Below are 20,162 nucleotides of genomic sequence, written 5' to 3'. Positions count from 1 at the left end.
GCGAATGGAGCTACTCGATGTTAATTGCGAGCAAATAGACGATTGATGCAATTACAACGAAGAAGGCGAGAGGCACATACCACAGCAGGAGACCTCCGGTTACTAACACTATCAGCGCGCCCAAGTCAGCCTTGTCTTTTCTCTTTGACCAATCTATGTTCCAGATTCCGAGGGAATAGAGGCTCACAGCTAAGACCCCGAGGACGGCCGCGACATTGAAGAATAGGACGGGAAAGATGGAACCGCCAATTGGCTTGTCATTGGGTACAGTAGGAACGATATTTACGATTGGTCCAAGCAAGAATCGGAGGCCGAAGACTTCTCCGATACCGAAAACGGCCCATGCTAAGGGAAGTATAAGAAGCCGTTTCTCCAATAGCCTTCGCGAATTGCCCGCCAACCGATATTTCATATAAACGTTAGGCGCAATCCAAGTTGAAGAGACAATGAATCTCATGAGATTGATCTTTCGCAGCTGGTACTACTTCCGAATAGGATATGGAACGTACGTGGCGTTTCCGCTCGGCTTTGTGAGCACCATGATTGTCATATACGAGCTCGCATTGAAGGATGTGCCGCAGATCCACGACTACTTTCCTCATTTGTACATTTTCGGAATTATCGCCTTGCTTATCATAGGTCCGGTAAGCATTTACGCCGGGCTGTACCACATCAAACGTACGGGAGCTTACTCCGCGGAGGCTTCGGTACTTACCGAATCAAATCCCTACGTCTACAAGGCGATACCGGGGAAGGAGCGCGAGGTCTTCCTTCCGTTGATGATGCTTACTGCGAAAGGGCTTGCAAAAATGATGGAGCAACAGCGCTCAATTACGTCAGAAGAGCAAATGGAATTCCAGGCAGTACTGGAAAAGGCGAGTGCGTTGATCGAGGGCTCCTCTATAGGTCTGCCAAAAAATAGATCAAAGGATTAGGGCGATTGGTTCCTACGACCATATGTTGACTCCTTGCTTCAAATCTAGGCTACAGCATGGGCTCTTAGAGGCTCTCTAGTAACAAAGGGATAATTAGCACTCCGGACGGGCGGGCGATTGGAAGCAGATGAGCGAAGACCTTCCTCAAACGAAATATGTCGTGGAAGTCACCGTTCCCGAAAAAAGCACTTCGACTCCAAAACAGTACATTCAGGGTCTCAAGGGAGTGGTAGGGGGGAAACAGTTGGCTAGAATGAAGAAGGAAGCGGTAGACTGTCCAGTGCTCTCGAAGACTGTCTCTTTCGCTCAATGCTTTGCATGTCCCAACTTCATTCGGCGAGTAAAGGGAAAGGTGGACTGTAGAGGCTTTCCTCTGCCCACCTCTACCTGAGAGGGTCGACTCTAAGGCAAGGGCGTCGCCCTGGTTGAACGAAGAAGCCCAGAAACTCATGGAAGAGCTTGGCCTTTCAAGGGAAGGATGCTCAATCTATTTCTCTCTCCTGGAAAAGCCGTCAGGAGAAACTATTGAGCAGATACTGGCTCATTCGAGCTTTTCCTCGCGAGACGCTGAACGAGCTGTGAAGGAGCTTGTTGAGAAGGGAATAGTTCGTGTCAGTAGCAACAAACTGGAAGCGTCCGAACCCAAGCAGTTCGTGGCGAGAATTCAGGATATAAAAAGGACGGAGATGTCCAGGGATCTTGACGCGCTTAACGCGAAGAGTGCGCGATTATTGTCGCTGTTGGAGCCACAGTACTGGGAGCTGAGGCTTGGCGTCAAGCCCGAGGACCTTCTCGAACCATTGCCGACACTTGAAGAAATGGAAGTTCGGACAGTCAAGGTGATCGCGAACTCATCGAAAAAAATCTTCATCTCGGCCGAGACGTTTAGCTGGTTCGGCAAAGTCAAAGAGGAAATCTACCGAGCGATAGAGAGAGGAGTAAGATTTCGGCTCCTCATGACCGCAAAGGACTCTGAGGCTGTCTCACGAGCTCGAGAAGCAAAGGGGTTAGGAATGGAAGTCCGACAACCTAGGGAAGACTGGTATCCCGTCAGAGGCACATTGTCCGATGACAAAGAGCTTGTCTTCCTCATATGGGCCTCAAACGAGAAAGATGGCAGACGGCCAAAATTCTTCAGGCCTCACTTCACCAAGAACAACGGGATGATCCGGGTCTTCACCGACGCGTTTGACAAACGCTGGTCGGACGCAAGCCCAATCTAGGAAAGAATCTGACTCGATCCCTGTCGATGCACACTCGTGCACGGCCTCGCTAACTCGAGTTCGAGCGAACTGACTGGAATCCTTAAGGTTGCTTTCACAGAAGGCTGAGAGATCCACTCATGCGACGCGGGACTCGGTCGCTAAGACCCCCTATTTTCTGGAAACCGTTTCTTGTCTGGCGTTGATCTTGGGCGATTCTGGCTATTCAGGGGGCAATTCTATGTCCAGATGAGAATAGAGAGAAGCTGACAATTCCGAACGAATTTCCGGAATGTCTAGCGGCGCTTCCCAGATTCAAGATCAGGGCTTATTCCGGGCGAGTTTCCTTCACTTTACCGCTTTCATGACCAGAGGTCGAAACTCGTTCAGTATTTCTTGTAAAGTGTTTTCCGTTTTCCCTTCAGCGTAAAGCCTCAGCAAAGGCTCCGTGCCGCTGGCCCTGACCAGAACCCATCCTCGTCCCTCGATGTCCACCCGAATGCCGTCAAGGCTACTGGATATCCTCCCCCGCAGTTTGGCCTTGAAAGAGCTGATTGCGCGATCTTTTGCGCCTTCCCTGCAAGGTATTTTCTCCTTAACCATGTAGAACTTGGGAAGCTCATCCAGGAGCTTGGAAAAGGGTCTCTGATTCTTGGAAATTGCGTTTACAACTAGGATTGCAGCCATTGTTCCGTCTCTGACGGGATGATGAGGAGCGTAGAAGATTCCTCCGTTCTCTTCACCCCCAAGCAAGGCACCTACTCTTACGACGGTTCTCGAGACTTCGATGCTGCCTACTTTAGTAAGAATCAGTTTGCCCTTTCCTTTCTTAGCGATCTCCGATACCATCATCGAAGTGTTGATGGGCGTTACAATTATTGCCCCAGGATTGCTCTTTAACAACTCGTTCTCAATGAGCGCGAGGGTGCGATCGCCGGGTTGAACGATACCGGTCTCGTCGACAAAGATTGCCCTGTCGCCATCCCCATCGTGAGCGATTCCCAAATCGGCCTGTTCTTCTCTTACAATCTTCGAGAGAGAACCAAGACTTTCGGGACGCGGTTCCGAATTCCGACCGGGGAAATCGCCATCAATCACATCGTTAATACAAATCACGCTTGCGCCAAGATTCCTAAGCAACCTCGGGGTGGTGAGGGCCGCGACTCCATTGCCAGTATCGATGACGATCTTCAGATTCTTGATTCTATCTCTTGCAATGACTTGGCTCTCAAGCTCCTCAAAGTAGGATTCTATCCGGTCCTCTCTGAAAACCCGCTTCCCCGGACGTTGGCTCGTCCGCCAGGTGTCCCGATGAATCAGCGCTTCCATCTTCTCTTCTTTCAAACGGGGAATCTCAATCCCGTCAGAATCGACTATCTTGAATCCATTGTACTCCGGTGGGTTGTGACTCGCCGTTACAATCACTCCTGCCGAGGAGGAGGTATGCTTTACCATGAACTCCAAGGTGGGAGTAGTTATCAAACCCCGATCCTCCACATCGTTCCCTTGGGATAGCAGACCCGCCGCAACTCCTTCGAGCAGTGTTAAACTCGAAATTCGACCATCTCTGCCGACTAATACTCTCTGTTTAGGAAACAGTGCTCCTAAGGCCGAGCCGACGCGAAAAGCCTGGGCCGAGTCTATCTCTTTTCCAGCGAGTCCCCTAATTCCATTTGTTCCAAAAAGCCTTTGTGCCCTCGCCATCCTGCTAATCCTCCATATCCTACCTCCTAACATAGAACAATCGAATTAGGAGGCACCTCTGATCCCGCTGGGACATTTAGCTGTCCTGCAATTATTGACCCACTGCCTACTCTCGACCCCTTCCCGATTACCACTTTCTCACCGATGACGGCGTCTTCTACGATCGTCTTCTGACCAATCACGGTTTCTTCAAACACTATCGAGTTCCGAACGACAGCTTGATCCCCTAGACTCACTCTGTCACTAAGGATCGTTAGCGGTCCCACTCTTGCGCCCGCTCCTAAGTGTACATTCGATCCCAAATATGCAGGTGGCACAACATTTCTCCGCTTCTCCATGTCCCCTCCAAGCTTACTCGCGGTAGACTCTTGCTTCTCCAAGAGCTCTCTGTTAGCCCGCACATATTCCGAAACTCTACCAATGTCGTACCAGAATCCATCATGGATCCACGCCCGTAACCGGCCTTTCTCTGCCAGCTTGGGAAAAACGTCTCTCTCCAAGCTGAAGGCTCGGCCGGCTGGAATCGAGCCTATCAAGCTTGGACTTAGAACGTACACTCCCGCGTTTACCCGAGTAGTACCTGAAGTAGCTTCGGATTTTTCCTCGAACTTCCTGACCACTCCGTTGGAATCGGCTAGAACTGAGCCATATGGAGAGGAATCACGAACAGAGACCAACGCAATTGTTGCGTCGGCATTTTTCTCTTGATGAAGTGCCAGCATACCTCTAATGTCGATATCGCTTACTATATCGCCGTTTATTACGAAGAAGGGGTCATCCACGCCCAACCTGTTGGCTGCAAGCAAAATCGGACCAGCAGTTCCTAGCGGAGATTCCTCCGCAGAAAAAGTGACTGTCGCGCCTCCTATACTGTGCGCTACTTCGACCTTCAACCTCTCTGAAAGATGATTGACTGCAAGGATGATTTGGTCGACTCCACCGGAGCTGAGCCAGCGAGCCATCAACTCAACGAGCGGCACACCAACAATCGGAAATAACAACTTCGGCTTAGAGCAGCTGAGAGGCCGCAACCTTGTTGCGAAACCTCCTGCGAGTATCAACCCTCTCAACTTTATCCTCCGGGACCCCTGAATTTCGATCCGGGAGCTCCCCTATATTGTCTTTAGAGCCGGACACAGAATAGTTTGGAACTACCGATGTCCAAGAGAACGGAGCACGTGATTATCTGGAGGTTGAATACTGACAGTTAAGATGGCGTCGTCATTTTCCCCGTGCCAGATCACCGGTTTCTTTCGCATACACGACACTCCCAGCGATCCATTGAAGATCGGATCGACCGGGGCTGGAGTGAATCTTCAACAAGGAGTGACGACTTCAGTAAGGCTCAGCCCCGCTTCGCGAACCAAACTCATTATCTCATTTAACGGAAAACCACTCGCCCACCCAGTGGTTTCGAGAGCGGTTGTTCAAGAACACCTAGAAAGAACATCGGAGACGTTGACAGTGAATGTCTCTCACAAAGGGATTCTTCCAATGGGTTGCGGCTACGGGACTAGTGGTGCCGGAGCACTAAGCCTGTCCCTAGCTCTCAACCAGGCTCTGGGATCCCATCTTAGTAATGTTGAGGCTGCGCAGATTGCTCACAAGGCAGAGGTGAAATGCAAGACTGGCCTAGGAACCGTTACCTCTGCGTTCTACGGAGGACTGGTGATACGGACCCGTCCGGGGGCCCCCGGAATCGCAAAAGTCAAGAAAGTCATTCCGTCGTCTTCACTAAGAGTTGTTTCGGGTGCATTCGGACCGATATCAACCGCAGATGTCTTGACCAACGCCTCTTTGAAGAGGCGAATCAATCGATGTGGAAGTGGATTGATCGCTCTGCAATCTGAGAGCCCTGAGACCAAGACTTTCATCAGATTATCGCGAAGGTTCGCAGATTGCCTCGGATTATTCTCCCCGCGACTACGCGTAGCCATTGCACGGATGCAGCGGGGACAGATGATGTCGAGTATGATGATGATTGGGGAGTCGCTGTTCACCGTAGTTCGTTTCGACCTCGTCCCTAAAGCCAAGGCGGCTATCAAATCAACAGGTCTTACTCCGGTAGTTAGCAAAATCTCAGGACGCGGAGCTGTAATGTTTTGAAAATATCACCCAACCACCCCCGGTTTAGATCCCTTCAGACTAGAGAGCAACTTGTCCGAGGATTTCAAAACGGAATCGTGGCAACGCAGGGTTTGATCGCCCACGGCCGTGGAGAGGCCTTCGATTATCTGTTTGGTGAGATCACGCCAAAATCCTCTCGGCTGTCGACCGAGGCCGCCGCTGCGTTTCTACTGAGCGCAAGAAACCCGGTGATATCCATCAACGGCAACACTGCCGCTCTCGTACCACGAGATATCGTCAAACTTGCGAATCTAGTCCCTGCCGGGCTGGAAGTAAATCTGTTTCACAGAAGCCTCGTCCGAGAACGAAGAATCGATTCCTTGCTCAGGCGCAATGGCGCGAAGCAAGTGCTTGGGGTGAACGCCAGACCCAGAATTCGGATCCGAGGAGTGGCCAGCGCAAGACGCAGCGTCGATGCCGCGGGAATAGGTGACGCTGATGTTGTATTGATCCCGCTGGAAGACGGCGACCGAGCTGAAGCACTTAGAAAGGCTGGCAAAGCAGTGATAGCGATAGACCTCAATCCAATGTCGCGAACTTCGCGGGCCGCCTCAGTCACTATTGTCGACAATATCATCCGAGCTATTCCGGAATTGCTTCGCATCACGCTGAGAATGAAACCTCTTTCGAAGTCCAGACTAAACAAAATGTCATCAAAATTCGACAATGAGGAGAATCTTGCGAGAGCAATGAAGGATCTTATCCACTACATGCAAGGATGGGCCTAGGCATGAAGGGAAATTCTAACACAGAGAGAAAGAAAGTAACGGTAGCCGACTTTTTGAAAATGAAGACTCAGGGTCAGCGGATCGTAATGGTGACGTCATATGATTACCCCACATCAATTATCGCAGATGATGTCGGAGTTGACTCGATCCTCGTCGGAGACTCCTACGGGATGGTCGTTCTAGGCTACGACACAACTATTCCCGTAACGGTCGAAGAACTTCTTCCAGTATGCCAAGCAGTCAAGAGAGGTGCGAGTCATTCACTGTTAATCGGCGATATGCCGTTCCTTAGCTTTCAAATCTCTGAAGAGGATGCGATAAGAAACGCGGGACGTTTCATCAAGGAAGGAAGAATGGAGGCAGTCAAAATCGAAGGAGGAAGGGAAATGGCACATATTTCGAAGGCAGTTTCGAACGCGGGCATACCTGTGCTCGGACACATCGGGCTCACGCCGCAAACCGCAACTCTCCATGGAGGGTATAGAATTCAGGGAAAGAGCGCTCAATCTGGAAAAGGACTCGTTGAGGATGCCAAGTCATTGGAAGAAGCGGGAGTGTTCGGGATTGTTCTTGAACTGGTCACCGAAGAAGTGGCAAAAGTCATCACGCAAACCGTTTCAATCCCGACCATTGGTATTGGCTCGGGGAGATACTGCGATGGCCAAGTACTCGTCTTGCACGACATTCTCGGACTCTACCCTAGATTTGTGCCAAAATTCGCAAAGCAATACGCAGATGTTGCCTCAACGATAAAAAAAGCCATGGGGGAATACGCATCAGAGGTCCGTCAAGGAAACTTTCCCGGAGAGAAACACGTCTTCAAAATGGAAGACTCAGAACGGAACAAGCTCGACTCAAGCTAGAAGTCCTGAAAACTTGCACTTCGGCATTGTCGGCGCAGGAGCCATTGGTTGTCTCTTCGGCGCAAGATTGAGAATGGCGGGGCACGATGTCACACTAGTACATCACGACCCAGTTGTAGTCCGAGCCATCAAGAGGAATGGTATTAGGCTCCAAGACCTAGACCGAACCCTCACCGAGGTTCGCGTATCCGTTCGAAAGGGTCCAACAAAGCTACTCGGAACAGACGTTCTGATTATTGCGGTGAAAGCCTACGACACCAGAGTAGTAGCCACGAGTTATCGCGGAATCGTGCCTCCTGAGACCAACATCTTGAGTCTTCAAAACGGCCTCGGCAATGTTGAGACCCTACAATCCTCGTTCAAAAACGAAGTTCTCGCAGCATCCACCACGGAAGGAGCACTCTCATCAGGCCCAGGATACGTGACGCATACGGGGAGAGGGCTGACGCTTGTTGGACCCACAGGAAGAACAGATTCCAGCTTGCGCATCAAGATGGCGTTCGACGGAGCCGGATTTAGGACAAGAACCAGTTCCAACATCCGCGGAGTGCTGTGGACGAAAGCCATCGTCAATGCAGCAATAAACCCGCTTTCAAGTTTGACCAGGCTACCCAATGGTGCGCTGGCCAAGAACCGGGTGATCCACGGGATCGCCCAACGCGCAATAGACGAAGGGATCTTGGTTAGCCATGCCGCACGCGTTCGACTTGTCGGAGATCCTAGAAAACTATGGCGGAAGATCTTGTTGTCAACTAAACCCAACAAGTCTTCAATGCTCCAAGACATAGAAAGAGGCAGGACTACGGAAATTAGACAACTAAATGGCGCAATAGTTTCCCGTGGAAGAAGAGCGCGAATTAAGACGCCCGTAAACGAGATCTTAACAGAACTGGTGTTGGGTATGGAAGAATCGTCTAGTACGCCAATGTCGAACAACTAAACGGGTTACGGGAACGAACAGAGTGTCAGTTCTTACATGCGGTTCTCGTCTTGCCAGATTTCAAGGCCGTGTCACATACACGAATGGCTTCAATGGCATCTTCCCCAGATGGGATGGGGTCAAGATCATCCCTCACGACCTTCATGAAGTATTCAAGTTCCAAACGCAACGGCTCATCATATCGAATGTACGGTTTGGTCATCATTTTTGAATTTTCAACCGTAATCTCTTGAGTTATGTAGTCCAAATTTATTGTAGCCTCGCTCCCCGTAATTATCAGGGTGCGAACTTTGCGAGGTGTTAACCAGTTCGCGTCCAGGAATCCCGTGACGCCTCGGCTGAACCGTAGCATGATCTCTGCGTAGTCCTCAAAAGAGTGCTTCAAGGATCCGGTCTGAGCGTAGACTACTGAGACATTGTCTTCTAGCAGAAACCGTATGATGTCAATGTCATGTATTGCCGTATCTTTGATTACTCCAACGTCTCCTATCCTGATTGGCCAACGAGCGACACGCCTGCCAGTGGCGATAATGACCTGTCCTGCAGCCTTCTGGGTCAGTAGCTCCTTGACAAATCGAACTCCCGGGTTGAACCGTTCAATAAATCCGACCATAAGCTTCAACCCGGCTTTTGAACTCGTGCGGACGAGCTTGCGAGCTTGTTCCTGGTTACCTGTCATTGGTTTCTCGACCAAGAGGTTCTTTCCGGCCTCGAGAACTCTCGTCCCGACTTGAAAGTGAGTATGTGTAGGTGTTGCGACAGTCACGGCTTCTATTTCGGAAATGCGCAGAAACTCCTGTGTGTCGGTATACCATGGAACCGAGTATTTCGAGCCAACCTGTCGTGCTCGCTCGCGATTAGCGTCGCAGATTCCAACAAGATTGCACTTTGGATTTTGGCGGAGGACTCGGACCTGATTCTCTCCCCAGAATCCGGTTCCTATAACGCCAGCGCCGACACGTTTCATGTCCCCGAGCTGCCTCTTCCAATAGAAGTATAGAAGAGGCCTGCTCTCTCTACATTTGAAGCTTCCAGAACCCGTGACAGATCACATATCGCCCCTGGACGGCTCATTTCAGAGGCCAGTTTCTGCGGACTTACTTCTCCGAAATCCGACCTCTCTAGCGCTACCAGCGCGCAGCTCGTCTTCGAAGCAGCTCTCAATGGAGTGTTCTCCACCCTAACGCCGTCGCTTAGGACTCCGGCTTCGAACCACCTGTTGTCCCTGCCAGGATACACCGAAAGAATCGCGCCTCTTCGTTCAAGGGTTTGAATGATTTGTGGCGGACTGGGCTTCGGATCTCGCGGAGACTCGAGCCCACTGAAACCCAATATGGCGATTCTAGAGTGGCGGAAGCGTTTTCCGCAAAGGGCCAAAGCATTCTTGACCAAGTCTAGAACTTTTTGTTCGCCTGCGTCATTGATTCGTCGAGCCGCTCGGACCACGCTCAGGCTTCCTCGTCCACTCGTGCTACTGATCACGATGTTGCTCGCAATTGTATCTCTAACCACGAAGGTATTGGGAATCCCTAAGTTGTCGGTTCCAGATTGCCTGCTAAGATCTAGAGCCTCGGAATAATCCACGTCATCAGTTTCGCAGAGGCTTGCTAGTTCGAATTCCAAGGCTCTCAGGACATCTCGGTATATTGGCCCAAATAGGCCGGCCGCCTCGGCGGCGCTGAGCATAGCACTCGTGCTGATCGAAGGGAAGATTGAGAGAAAAATCTCCTGAGCTAGCGAAGGTGCGCTTGTCCCGATTCCTGCGACGAGTTTTGGCTTCTCTCGAAATTTCTGAAGGGTCTCGCCGCTCCAAAAGAGTGGTACGTAGCTTAGCTGAACATCTCTGCCCACAGTGTGGCCGCTGTGCTTTTCGATCGTTTCGCGAAGGGTTGTGCCAGTGAAGTTTGGTCGGCATAACCCCGTGAAGGTCAGGCTTGCCCCGTGAGCGAGAAACTTGCAGAGGGCGCGAGTGGTTCTCTCAAGCTCGCTGAGCTCCTTTTGACTCACGGCGTGGCCGGTTAGGACAACTATCGACGGTGGATTCGCGGAGAGTTCCTCGACGGTTGAGAATAGGGTTGTAGTTCCTGTTTTCCGGTGAACTCCAAGCAGCCATCTTGCTTCGCTCAGCCCGCCTGGTTCTGTCCTCCTGGTTTTGGCTTCGTCAAAGTGCCCTACTAGGCAGTTAGGTCGCCCTGCTTCCGCAAACAAGGTTGAAAGAATGAGCGCTTCTGGTTGGTTTCCGATGATCGCAATCTTGCATTCGGAAAATTGGTTGCTCGTTCGAAACCACCCATAATCTTGCGGAGAAGCGCTCATACACGTTTGGTGGGTTAACCAATTGTTACGCATCCGTTACAATATTGCAGGGCAGACGAGGAGAAGTTGCTACCCTTACGAGATGCCGCCAATAGCCAGTTAACACGAATGGTGCCGGCCCTCCTCACGGAAATAATTAGAAGGTCGGATTATTTGCATCTTTTATCTACTTGTCGTTGGACCCACTGTGGTTGCCCGGAAAATAGATTATGAAAGTCTGGATCGAAGTTCTGACCCCGAAACAGGCGCTCTTTTTTGAGCCCTTGTGTCGTGCGCTGTCGGGGAACGAGCATGAGGTATTGATTACAACGCGCGTCTACCGTGAGGCCGAACAGACGCTCAGATTGAAGAAGCTGCGATTTTCAGTAGTGGGAAGCCATGGCGGTGGAACTGCATTCGGGAAGCTCATCGCGAGTGCTGAAAGAATTGCAAAACTCGGAAAACTGATTCAGAAGTGGAAGCCAAGCGTGGCGGTCTCCTTCTCTTCGGTCGAAGCATCTCGGGTCGCGTTCGGCCTAGGGATCCCTCATGTTGCAGCTAACGACTCGCCACACTCCTGGATGGTAGCCAGGCTGACAATACCCCTAACAACTTTCCTTTGCTGTCCTTGGATCATCGGTCGATCCGCTTGGGACGCGTTCGGCGGACCCATAAAGAAGGTAGTCCTTTACAGGGCATTGGATCCTGCCGCCTGGCTCAAACGCCATCGTCCGAACGATAGAGTTCTGGGTCAACTGGACCTCAAGAACGATCGGCCGATCGTCGTTTTCAGAACCGAAGAAGCCTTCGCATCCTATCTCATGGGGAAATCCAGTGACAAAGAGCCAGTAGTAGGGCCGATTATCGATGAGTTGTTAAGGCGAGAATTGGATTGCCAAGTAGTAGTGTCTACAAGGTATGGGATGCAAGCTCCCGTGATCAGAAAGCGATTCGGTGATAGTGTTACTGTCGTCGACAGGATAGTAGATGCCACCAGCCTGCTTTCGTACTCCTCAGCTTTTGTCGGCTCGGGGGGCACAATGACTGTTGAGGCTGCGCTATTGGGGATTCCATCGATCTCCTGCTTTCCTGGACCTAAACCCTTGTACATCCAGTACCTGGAGAAGCTCGGCCTGGTCGAGACGATTAGGTCACCTCGAGAAATCGCATCTAGAGTTCAAAGAATTCTAACCAACCCGGAGGCATTTGAAGGCCAGAGGAGAAGTGGAAGACAACTCCTGGCGAAAATGGAGGACCCAGTCGCCAAGATTCTTAGCACGGTAGAGCTAGCGGGCCGGTTGAGGAGATATTGAGCGACAACACCACTGCTTTGTTGGGCAAGGTGAGATCGAAGAAGGCGAAAGTATGCGTCGTAGGTTTGGGGTATGTTGGCGTCCCCCTCGCAGTAGCTTCTGCCCAAGCAGGCTTCGGAGTAATCGGCGTGGATGTGGACAAGGAAAAGGTTTCCATGATCAACAGGGGCATTTGCTACGTCGAAGATGCTTACAGCGAGAAGTATCTGCCTGAACTTGTCAAAATAGGATCGATTAGCGCAACTGGGAGCATATCCAACGGGGCGGTTTCTTCTGACATTGTAATCGTGTGCGTGCCAACTCCTCTCGATACAAGAGGTGAGCCAGACCTGTCGTTCCTCAAATCTGTCGCCAAAGACCTATCGAAGAACCTCCTAGGATTCAAGCTCGTCATCGTTGAAAGCACAAGTTTTCCCGGGACCACGACAGACATCTTCCAACCTTTACTCGAGCGAAACGGAAAGAGGCCTGAGAAAGATTTCGCCCTCGTTTATTCCCCCGAGCGAATTGACTACGGCAATGCCAAGTTCGGAGTAAGAAACATTCCAAAAGTGGTAGGAGGCATCAACATCGACTCCACTCAACTGGGTGCCGAGTTCTACAAGGCGATCTTGGACGCACCCGTCGTTACTGTGGGAAGCCCGTCAGTGGCTGAAGCAACAAAAATGTTAGAGAACATATTCCGTTACGTGAATATCGCACTGGTAAACGAGCTGGCAGTCCTCCATGAAACCTTGGGCGTTGACTTCGTCGAGGCCATCAACGCAGCAGCCACGAAACCATTCGGATTCATGCCACACTATCCAGGCCCCGGAGTAGGGGGCCACTGTATTCCAAAGGACCCATTCTATCTTGTCTTCAAGGCAAAACAGGCGGGATTCGCACTGCGTCTAGTATCTGCATCTAAGGCTGTCAACAAGATGATGCCCATTCACACCATTGAGAGGTTGATCAAAACACTTGAGACGAGTAAGAAGAGTCTCTCAAACGCCAGTGTAGTGGTCTGGGGTCTAGCATACAAAGGCGAAGTGAAAGATACGCGAAGAAGCCCGAGCCTCGAGCTTCTCAAGCTTCTGAAACAATCTCGAACAAAGATCCGAGTCTTCGATCCATACGTTCCGCGCGTGACGGTCGGAGGCAAGGTTTACGAATCAAGTAGTAGCGAAATGGAATCCATCCGAGATGCAGACGCGGTCATCATCGCCACGGCACACAACGCGTTTCGAAGTGTCGACCTTCCGAAAATGAGGAGTGTTATGCGTGACAGTCCTATTCTCTATGATACAAGAAATCTCCGGACTAGAAAGGAATGTGAGGACGCTGGATTCATTTACCTTGCAACAGGACGACCGTAGTTACCCTTATCCGGGAAAGCTCCGCACCACAGGATCTAGGGGATCGTGTTGAAGAGACGGTTGATGGATATCCTCGCTTGTCCCATTGACAAGCATTACCCACTCGATCTTCACGTTTTCGAAGAGAAGGAGGAGATCGTCGAAGGATTACTGGTTTGTTCGGAGTGTGGCCGGTGGTATCCTATTATGGATGAGATACCTCAACTACTTCCGGACGACTTACGCGAGCAAAGAGACGAGCTATCCTGGCTAACGAAATGGAAGGAAAGTGTCCCCCCTCGGGTGTTGAAGGAAGGTAAACCCTTCAACCTTGAATTGTCACGTTGAAGAAACCGATTCCGTTCGTATAGGAACTTCTGGGAGGTCGTACCAGCGCTTCTTCTCCCCAACCTTGTCACGCAATTTCCATTTGAACGACTTAGGGACTGTTTCATTAGTCTGAATGAGCCTATTGATTCGACTTCCGAGAATCTGCTTAGCTTCAGGTTCTAGCTCGTATTTCGAAAGGAAGGCCAGGAGCTTTGCTAGTGTTAGAGATAGGGTCTTACATAGCCCCCAATCATCTGCACACAGATTCGATATGTAGCTAGTATCGATTACCTCCCTGTCTCCGCTAGAGGGATTCTCCACCACTTCGTGATCGCTAAGAATAGCGATAAGATCTCGGATATCCTTCTCGTTTATTTCGACGACCTGGAGTTTCGTCAGCAATAGATCCGAGATTGGTATTGTAAATTCATCAAGAGTAAGTCTATTGGTTAGATGCAATGTATGACACATTTTGAATGTGTCCAGGAAAATGTCGACCACCCTTTGGTTTCTGGAGTCCTCGAAGATCAGTCTAGTGGCGCCATGTAGGGCGTTGAATCGTTGGTTAGGCTCGTAACCCAGATCGAGGAAAAACTTCCGGATCTCCCTACCTTGCTTTCCCTTACCAAAGAAATCCAAGTCAGGATAGGATCTTTGGAGTGATCTATGAGTAGCGCTTGGGCAATGATACTTGACAGCCACGCCACCGAAGAGTCTTAGGACGATTCCTCTTTCCTTTGCCTCATCTAGTATACGTTTTGCTTCATCAGATATTGCAGATAGCATGATTGAGGAATTTTCTTTGCGCTGTCAGCGAATGAGGTCTTTGTTCGTACTTAAGTCTCGTCTATTTCTCGACGGTTCGCCCACTGCCCCGCGCACAATTTAAGAAGTCCTAAGCCCGTGCTATTCCGAATTTGCCCAAGACTCGAATTGTTTTCTCTTCCGACTTCCATGGAAGCGAGGTGGTCTGGAGAAAGTTCCTGAACTCTGCTTCCATGTTCAAGGCGGATGTCTTGTTGATGGGGGGAGATATGACAAGTAAGGTAATGGTACCTGTCGTTCGAGAGCCTGATGGAGGTTACACAGCCAACTTTCTAGGAAAACAGACGAGAATCTCGGAAGAGAGCCTTCCGGACCTCAAGAAGCAAATTCGCCAGCATTGCTACCTGCCCTATGTTTGCTCTAGGGCTGAAGTCGAAAAGCTAAGCAAGGATCAGGAATATGTCGAGAAAGTCTTCGAGGACCTGGAGGTCGAGATGGTAAAGGATTGGCTCTCGCTCATCCCGAAGAAAGCGCCCGGCGTAAACGTCATCATCCATCCTGGAAACGACGATAAGTTCATTCTCGATGATGTGCTGAAAAATTCCCCCAACATAATCTTTGCTGAAGAATCGATAGTCCATTTCGATGATCTTCATGAGGGAGCCTGCGTTGGATGGTCAAATCCCACACCCTGGAATAGCCCACGAGAATGCACTGAAGAAGAGCTTTTGAAGAAGTTAGAGAAAACTGTATCACAACTTAGGTCCGTCGAGACTTCTTGCTTCTGTTTCCATGTACCTCCTTACAACTCCACTATCGATCTCGCTCCAAAGCTAGATGCGACTCTGAGGCCTGTCTATGAGGGCGGAAGACCTGCGTTCATACCTGTGGGATCTAAATCAGTAAGAAGGGTCATAGAAAAGTACCAACCGCTCCTCGGACTCCACGGCCATATCCACGAAAGTCCTGGCCTCGTGAAAATAGGTAGGACCCAGTGCATTAACCCGGGAAGCGAATATTCGGAAGGAATCCTGAGGGCATATATTATCGAGCTGGAAGACGGAAAAGTCAAGCGGCTTCAACGACTTGAGGGGTAGCCTTGCTTATCCGGATTCCCGAGATCAAAGACTGGACATAGTCCCTAAACCTCTGGGGATCAGCATTAGTCTTGGAGATTGGAAGATCTTCGTACTCGCCTCCTGCAGACCGATAAAGTCTGAGATTAGGTTTGCCGAATTGGTCCAAGACTAACGACACGAAACGAAAACTCTTCCAAAATCCGTTTTGCGCTTCCCTAGAACCCTTACTGACGCGAAAGGAGGTGTCATCAAAGAGAATCTCGACATGGGACCGCTTAACGTAGATTAGTCGACCTACAACAAACCCGAGAGGAAAGGCTCCCCCCAGAAACAAAATTCTCAAAGGCCCTCCAGTGACATGGTAGTTCGTCAAAAGACTGTTAATTATGAGAGCCGAAAGCAAGACAAAGGGCATGCTGTACGATGCCAACACCGAAACCTGAGTCTTGGTTAGCTTATCCAATGCTTGTAAGGCTCCAAGGCTTTCTTCAATTTCAACTGGCTTCCAATGCTTCTTCCTATCTGGTTATTACTCAAAACGATCTGTTTTGATGTGGTGCTGGCAAGAGCAAGTCCGAGTTCCTTTCTATCGTATCGGGAGACGAAGGATACGATTTGCGGCGATAGTGCCCTATCTGAAAGAACAACCAACCATGCCCACTTCAACTCATCTCGATCAATGACCTTGGTCACCGTGTCCATCCAGGTGCGAAGTTTTTCAATTGAAATGAGAGCTTTCCCCTCATCCAGGCAGAAGAGTGAAACAGGGTAATTGGGAAGGACGGTCCAGGCGAAGAATCGAGAAAGGAATAGGCCCTTATTTCTCGTGTTTCCTTTCGCGTAGATCGCGAAAATCGTGTCATGAATCTTGTAATCTCGGAAGAACTCTGTCAAATCAGCGATGAGACGCGTTCCGCCATGCAGTAGGTTTGATTCGAAGGCGTCGACGGCTGAAGTCTCTTGAGACAATTACCGACTCTACCACTGTGTAGCACGAGAGAGAATTAAGACGATCGCTTTGTCTTCCGATTTATGCTCTCCACCCCGCCCATTCACTGAGGTCGGAAGAGCAAGAATCGGTGACCCTGAGGCTGCTGGCTCATAGCATCGGACTATTCGGGAGGTATTTGGGCGAAAATGGTAGAGTAGTTTATGCCTCTTCTCATTCTGTGGATATAGTATACCGCGACACCTAGAATTGCTACCACAATAGTGAAGATGACTGCCGAGATATCGCTCAATAGTGTTGACGATGCCCAGTTTATCTGTGACAGCCCAAAGTCTGATCCTTGCGGCCAGACGAATTCGTAGTCGACAAAGAGGTTTGCGCCGAACCCGGCGAGTCCTAAGCCTAGCATGCCCCACTTACCACCCGGCTTGTAGGGGGCTGTGTCAAAAATTTGCTTCCTACTGGCTCGCAAGGGCAGTATTACTAGCGACAGCGTGAATAATGTGAAGAAGAATGAATCGTAGAAATCTGTAATTTGTACCCCGCCGCCACTGCCTAGTATTGCCGCAATTGCAGCGTTTTTCCCGGGGTTCAAGGTGCCGCCCGGGTCTAGTATGGTAGACTCCGAGAAACAGCCCAGAAGAGCGACGATTCCAACTATGATCACGGCATTGATAGGAGAGTGGAACCGGTCATTAACGTTCGCCAATGGGGCTGGGAGCACCCGGTCGAAGGACATGGCAAACAGAACTCTCGAGGCCGTTAGAATGAATGGCGGAATGTCATTGGCGACCCAAAACACTCCGAAAACGACCAGCAGTACGTTAGCAGATCCAAGGTTGATGCCGCTACCGGCAAGCCCGGCAACTGTGGTAGTCCACAATTTGACAGTTGGAAGACCAACGCTCGCTAGACTCACTTTCCCGCCGTAGGACAGGTAACTCCAAGCAGTCAGCAGGGAGTATGTGTTGTTGCCAACTGTAACTTGGCCTATCCCCTTGAGAGCGTACGCACCAACGAGAGATATGCTGACGTATAGCGCGATAATTAGTATGGATGCGATGGCAAGCGTTTTGGGAAGGGCCTTATTGGCTTCCTTTATCTCCCCCGCAACGAAAGTGGAGGCTGCGTACCCGATATATGCAAAATATGCTCCGATTAAGCATGTGGTAAAGGCACCGGCGTAACCCCCAATACCAGCAACTTGGCTCTGAAGGTTGTTCGTCAAGGTTGCGTTCGTTGCGGCGGCAACATATTTGCCGGGTGCAACCCCTAGTACGTTCTGCATTCCTGAAAGAATCGTCGTGTTGTTCGCCTGACTGAGTAGTCCAAAAACATAGAACGTGAGAACCGCCGGAATCCAAAACATCGCCTGGAGTAAGAGGCCGGTTAGTTTAACCCCGAAGACCCCTATTACTGTGAAAATCACGACGAGCAGTAGACCCACGAGGAACAGGAACTCGTCAGTCGGGATCCCTGCGGGTGGTCCGAAGTTGAGGCCGAACGCAACTGGTCCCATAATGAAATACAGCCCCTCGAATACCGCGACGGCGATTATTCCAAATGACCAAGCGATACTTAGAAACTCAAGCCAAGCAGCGAGGAAGCCCCAAACCGGCCCAATAATTCTCGAAATCACGACATACCCTCCCCCTGAGCGAGGCATAGCCGCAGCAAGGACGGAGACAGCGAGTACAGATAGCAAAACTGCAATTCCACCGACGATGAACGCCATGGTCATGGGAGGAATTCCCGCCCAGTATTGGTTCTCGGGCAGGGGAGCTAAACCCGTATACTGGAAAACCCTCTTTTGCCAACCTAATCCTATCGTGTTCGCCATCACAATTATGATCGCAGTGATAGCCCCGATTTCCCTAACTAGGCCGGTTGCCTTTCGGACGAATAACTTCTCTTCTGCCAAGATGTCTCGTTAGAAGGGCTAATCTGCGCCCTATTGTTAATTTAACACTTTTCAATAGCTTCGAAATTGTCTTCTAGGCGTGAATACGACAGTATCCTGATAAGAAACAAACGTGTCTATCAATCGACTAATACTACTCTACTCAGATAAAACGGAGGGGTCTAATCTCGGTCCGATCGTTTGAAAACCTTGGTGTTGCACGTATGTCACACGACCCCAATAAAGCGTGCAGAACGAGTAATACTTCCTGGTTGACGATGAAATAGATATCTTCTTGGCTCGCTCCATGAAACTCAAGGCTCTGCAGTTTTGAGCGACAAGATTGACGAGGGGGTTCGGCGGAGAGAGGTTCGGTACGACAACGAACGGCGCGTCAGAATAAAGTGGAGTGAGGATACTGAATCGCTTGAAGAGGTGTTCGACCGACGTACGATCATGACGGTTCTCAAGATGCTCAACACCGGGGTTCTGAAAGAGCTTCACGGCGCAATGAAATCTGGAAAGGAGAGTAAGATCTACCATGGAGTAGATCCTAAGGGAAAAGAAGTGGCAGTCAAGATTTTCCTTACCACATCAAACGTATTCAGGCATGGCCGATTGAAGTACATCCGTGGAGACCCTCGTTTCAAGGATATACCGCATGACACGCAATCTCTTGTAGACCAGTGGGCGTCGAAGGAGTTCAAGAATCTCGAACTGGCGGACCATGCGGGAATATCAGTTCCGAAACCGATCCATGTGGAGAAGAATGTTTTGATTCTCGGATTTATTGGGAAGGATGGAATCCCTGCCCCAGTCCTTAGAGAGGTGCGACTTCAGGCGGCTGCAGATTGGTACAAGAAAATAATCGAATTGATCAAGCAACTATTCGATAAGGCGAAACTCGTCCATGGCGACTTGAGCGAGTACAATATCATGATCCCAAACGGATATCCGGTCATAATCGACTTCGGGCAAGCAGTAACTACGGAGCATCCTGAGGCTCGAGCTTTCCTCGAAAGAGATATCGAGAACATCAACCATTATTTTGAGGGTCTCAACGTCAGAACTCAATCTCTAGCGAAGATCATAGGAGCTCGATAAGAGATGGCCGAGACGCGGATGACCGCGATAATACCGAAGGATAGAGTGGGAGTACTTGTTGGTCCACGAGGCGCGGTAAAGTCGACAATTGAAGAGAAACTGTCGGTGGATCTCAAGATAGACAGTCCTTCAGGCTCCGTAGAAATCGGGGTAAAGCCAGATTCACCAGACCCAACAGGGGCCCTCCAAGCCAAAGACATCGTTCTCGCTATTGGGAGAGGGTTTTCTCCCGAGCGAGCGTTCAGACTCTTCAGCGAAGACATTACGCTGGATATCATCGATCTTCACGACTTCTTCGGCAAGAACGAGGCAGAAATTCGAAGGGTCGACGGGAGAATTATCGGAAGAGAAGGCAAGACAAGAAGGATTCTCGAAGAGTTGACTGGAACCGCCATCTCAGTTAGCGGCCATACCGTGTCAATAATCGGTAGCTACGAAGCAGTTACCATGGCGAAAGATGCGCTAGAGAAGTTGATCAAAGGCCGACAGCACGGCACAGTCTATAAGTTCCTAAGAAGAAGACGACAGGAAATCAAGAAGGAGAAAGCTTTAGGACTGTGGGAAGGACAAGTGCCTACAGCAAAGAAACCATGA

At 50.2% G+C, this 20,162-nt stretch carries 22 protein-coding genes; 13 read left to right on the top strand and 9 right to left on the bottom strand.

Translation table 11 applies throughout. The features are described from left to right. Positions 1–10 precede the first annotated feature (10 nt). Positions 11–376 carry a hypothetical protein gene (locus tag VGS11_08425; protein HEV2120111.1) on the bottom strand — a complete coding sequence of 122 codons (366 nt, stop codon included), beginning with the start codon at positions 374–376 and terminating at the stop codon, positions 11–13. A gap of 85 nt (positions 377–461) precedes the next feature. Here VGS11_08425 and VGS11_08420 point away from each other — a divergent pair, with 85 nt between their 5' ends. The 3 genes from VGS11_08420 (at position 462) to VGS11_08410 (ending at position 2,158) form a co-directional block, all read left to right on the top strand. Beyond that, on the top strand, positions 462–935 hold the full coding sequence (locus VGS11_08420) for a hypothetical protein (GenBank protein HEV2120110.1): 474 nt from the start codon (positions 462–464) through the stop codon (positions 933–935). Positions 936–1,062: 127 nt separating this feature from the next. After that, a complete protein-coding gene (locus VGS11_08415; GenBank protein HEV2120109.1) occupies positions 1,063–1,326 on the top strand; it encodes a hypothetical protein in 264 nt (87 codons plus the stop codon). Between the two features lie 34 nt (positions 1,327–1,360). Continuing rightward, complete coding sequence (locus tag VGS11_08410; protein HEV2120108.1) at positions 1,361–2,158, top strand: hypothetical protein; 798 nt, start codon at positions 1,361–1,363, stop codon at positions 2,156–2,158. A 327-nt stretch (positions 2,159–2,485) separates the two neighbouring features. Here the strand turns inward: VGS11_08410 and glmM are convergent, their stop codons facing one another. After that, the gene (gene glmM, locus VGS11_08405; GenBank protein ID HEV2120107.1) at positions 2,486–3,841 is read right to left on the bottom strand and encodes a phosphoglucosamine mutase; all 1,356 of its coding nucleotides are present in this window, start codon (positions 3,839–3,841) and stop codon (positions 2,486–2,488) included. Positions 3,842–3,867: 26 nt separating this feature from the next. After that, complete coding sequence (locus VGS11_08400; protein HEV2120106.1) at positions 3,868–4,902, bottom strand: NDP-sugar synthase; 1,035 nt, start codon at positions 4,900–4,902, stop codon at positions 3,868–3,870. Positions 4,903–5,122: 220 nt separating this feature from the next. Between VGS11_08400 and VGS11_08395 the strand changes: the two genes are divergently transcribed. The 4 genes from VGS11_08395 to VGS11_08380 are packed head-to-tail and all read left to right on the top strand — an operon-like array spanning position 5,123 to position 8,499. Then, entirely contained in the window at positions 5,123–5,947 is an 825-nt protein-coding gene (locus tag VGS11_08395; protein ID HEV2120105.1) for a hypothetical protein, read from the top strand. Next, positions 5,944–6,696 (top strand): phosphopantothenate/pantothenate synthetase, encoded by a 753-nt coding sequence (locus tag VGS11_08390; GenBank protein ID HEV2120104.1) that lies wholly within the window; start codon positions 5,944–5,946, stop codon positions 6,694–6,696. The genes VGS11_08395 and VGS11_08390 overlap by 4 nt, the downstream gene beginning before the upstream one ends. Before the next feature lie 2 nt (positions 6,697–6,698). Next, positions 6,699–7,559 carry a 3-methyl-2-oxobutanoate hydroxymethyltransferase gene (gene panB, locus VGS11_08385; protein HEV2120103.1) on the top strand — a complete coding sequence of 287 codons (861 nt, stop codon included), beginning with the start codon at positions 6,699–6,701 and terminating at the stop codon, positions 7,557–7,559. A gap of 13 nt (positions 7,560–7,572) precedes the next feature. After that, a complete protein-coding gene (locus tag VGS11_08380) occupies positions 7,573–8,499 on the top strand; it encodes a ketopantoate reductase family protein (GenBank protein ID HEV2120102.1) in 927 nt (308 codons plus the stop codon). A 25-nt stretch (positions 8,500–8,524) separates the two neighbouring features. Here the strand turns inward: VGS11_08380 and VGS11_08375 are convergent, their stop codons facing one another. Beyond that, positions 8,525–9,466, bottom strand: coding sequence for a Gfo/Idh/MocA family oxidoreductase (locus VGS11_08375; protein ID HEV2120101.1), 942 nt, complete (start codon positions 9,464–9,466; stop codon positions 8,525–8,527). Continuing rightward, the gene (locus tag VGS11_08370) at positions 9,463–10,815 is read right to left on the bottom strand and encodes a hypothetical protein (protein ID HEV2120100.1); all 1,353 of its coding nucleotides are present in this window, start codon (positions 10,813–10,815) and stop codon (positions 9,463–9,465) included. Before VGS11_08370 ends, VGS11_08375 begins: the two co-directional genes overlap by 4 nt. 209 nt (positions 10,816–11,024) lie before the next feature. Between VGS11_08370 and VGS11_08365 the strand changes: the two genes are divergently transcribed. Genes VGS11_08365 through VGS11_08355 form a run of 3 tightly spaced genes read left to right on the top strand, consistent with a single transcriptional unit; the run spans position 11,025 to position 13,789 of the window. After that, a complete protein-coding gene (locus tag VGS11_08365; protein ID HEV2120099.1) occupies positions 11,025–12,107 on the top strand; it encodes a DUF354 domain-containing protein in 1,083 nt (360 codons plus the stop codon). Then, complete coding sequence (locus VGS11_08360) at positions 12,104–13,462, top strand: nucleotide sugar dehydrogenase (protein HEV2120098.1); 1,359 nt, start codon at positions 12,104–12,106, stop codon at positions 13,460–13,462. Before VGS11_08365 ends, VGS11_08360 begins: the two co-directional genes overlap by 4 nt. A 48-nt stretch (positions 13,463–13,510) precedes the next feature. Next, on the top strand, positions 13,511–13,789 hold the full coding sequence (locus VGS11_08355) for a methytransferase partner Trm112 (protein ID HEV2120097.1): 279 nt from the start codon (positions 13,511–13,513) through the stop codon (positions 13,787–13,789). Here VGS11_08355 and VGS11_08350 read toward each other — a convergent pair. Further along, positions 13,781–14,557 carry a hypothetical protein gene (locus VGS11_08350; GenBank protein HEV2120096.1) on the bottom strand — a complete coding sequence of 259 codons (777 nt, stop codon included), beginning with the start codon at positions 14,555–14,557 and terminating at the stop codon, positions 13,781–13,783. The genes VGS11_08355 and VGS11_08350 overlap by 9 nt on opposite strands. 131 nt (positions 14,558–14,688) lie before the next feature. On the opposite strand from VGS11_08350, the gene VGS11_08345 reads away from it, so the two are divergent. After that, positions 14,689–15,633, top strand: a complete 945-nt coding sequence (locus tag VGS11_08345) for a metallophosphoesterase (protein HEV2120095.1) — start codon at positions 14,689–14,691, stop codon at positions 15,631–15,633. On the opposite strand, the gene VGS11_08340 is transcribed toward VGS11_08345, so the two are convergent. The 3 genes from VGS11_08340 to VGS11_08330 all read right to left on the bottom strand — a co-directional run bounded on the left by VGS11_08340 (position 15,605) and on the right by VGS11_08330 (position 18,485). Continuing rightward, positions 15,605–16,078 carry a hypothetical protein gene (locus tag VGS11_08340; GenBank protein HEV2120094.1) on the bottom strand — a complete coding sequence of 158 codons (474 nt, stop codon included), beginning with the start codon at positions 16,076–16,078 and terminating at the stop codon, positions 15,605–15,607. The two genes, VGS11_08345 and VGS11_08340, sit on opposite strands and share 29 nt — an antisense overlap. Then, entirely contained in the window at positions 16,066–16,584 is a 519-nt protein-coding gene (locus VGS11_08335) for a hypothetical protein (GenBank protein ID HEV2120093.1), read from the bottom strand. The genes VGS11_08340 and VGS11_08335 overlap by 13 nt, the downstream gene beginning before the upstream one ends. 143 nt (positions 16,585–16,727) lie before the next feature. Next, positions 16,728–18,485: an APC family permease gene (locus VGS11_08330; protein HEV2120092.1), complete on the bottom strand. Its 1,758-nt coding sequence runs from the start codon at positions 18,483–18,485 to the stop codon at positions 16,728–16,730. 309 nt (positions 18,486–18,794) lie between these two features. On the opposite strand from VGS11_08330, the gene VGS11_08325 reads away from it, so the two are divergent. Both VGS11_08325 and VGS11_08320 read left to right on the top strand, forming a co-directional pair. Beyond that, positions 18,795–19,568 (top strand): serine protein kinase RIO, encoded by a 774-nt coding sequence (locus VGS11_08325; GenBank protein ID HEV2120091.1) that lies wholly within the window; start codon positions 18,795–18,797, stop codon positions 19,566–19,568. Between the two features lie 3 nt (positions 19,569–19,571). Then, positions 19,572–20,162 carry a KH domain-containing protein gene (locus tag VGS11_08320; protein ID HEV2120090.1) on the top strand — a complete coding sequence of 197 codons (591 nt, stop codon included), beginning with the start codon at positions 19,572–19,574 and terminating at the stop codon, positions 20,160–20,162.

The sequence above is a fragment of the Candidatus Bathyarchaeia archaeon genome (genome assembly GCA_035935655.1).
Lineage (GTDB): Archaea > Thermoproteota > Bathyarchaeia > 40CM-2-53-6 > 40CM-2-53-6 > 40CM-2-53-6.
Note: the sequence above shows the minus strand (reverse complement) of the source record. Positions and strands in the feature narration are given on the sequence as shown.

Coding starts and splice junctions, on each gene's coding strand:
- VGS11_08415 (HEV2120109.1), top strand. CDS start 1,063: ATGAGCGAAGACCTTCCTCAAACGAAATATGTCGTGGAAGTCACCGTT.
- glmM (HEV2120107.1), bottom strand. CDS start 3,841: ATGGCGAGGGCACAAAGGCTTTTTGGAACAAATGGAATTAGGGGACTC.
- panB (HEV2120103.1), top strand. CDS start 6,699: ATGAAGGGAAATTCTAACACAGAGAGAAAGAAAGTAACGGTAGCCGAC.
- VGS11_08375 (HEV2120101.1), bottom strand. CDS start 9,466: ATGAAACGTGTCGGCGCTGGCGTTATAGGAACCGGATTCTGGGGAGAG.
- VGS11_08370 (HEV2120100.1), bottom strand. CDS start 10,815: ATGAGCGCTTCTCCGCAAGATTATGGGTGGTTTCGAACGAGCAACCAA.
- VGS11_08365 (HEV2120099.1), top strand. CDS start 11,025: ATGAAAGTCTGGATCGAAGTTCTGACCCCGAAACAGGCGCTCTTTTTT.
- VGS11_08350 (HEV2120096.1), bottom strand. CDS start 14,557: ATGCTATCTGCAATATCTGATGAAGCAAAACGTATACTAGATGAGGCA.
- VGS11_08320 (HEV2120090.1), top strand. CDS start 19,572: ATGGCCGAGACGCGGATGACCGCGATAATACCGAAGGATAGAGTGGGA.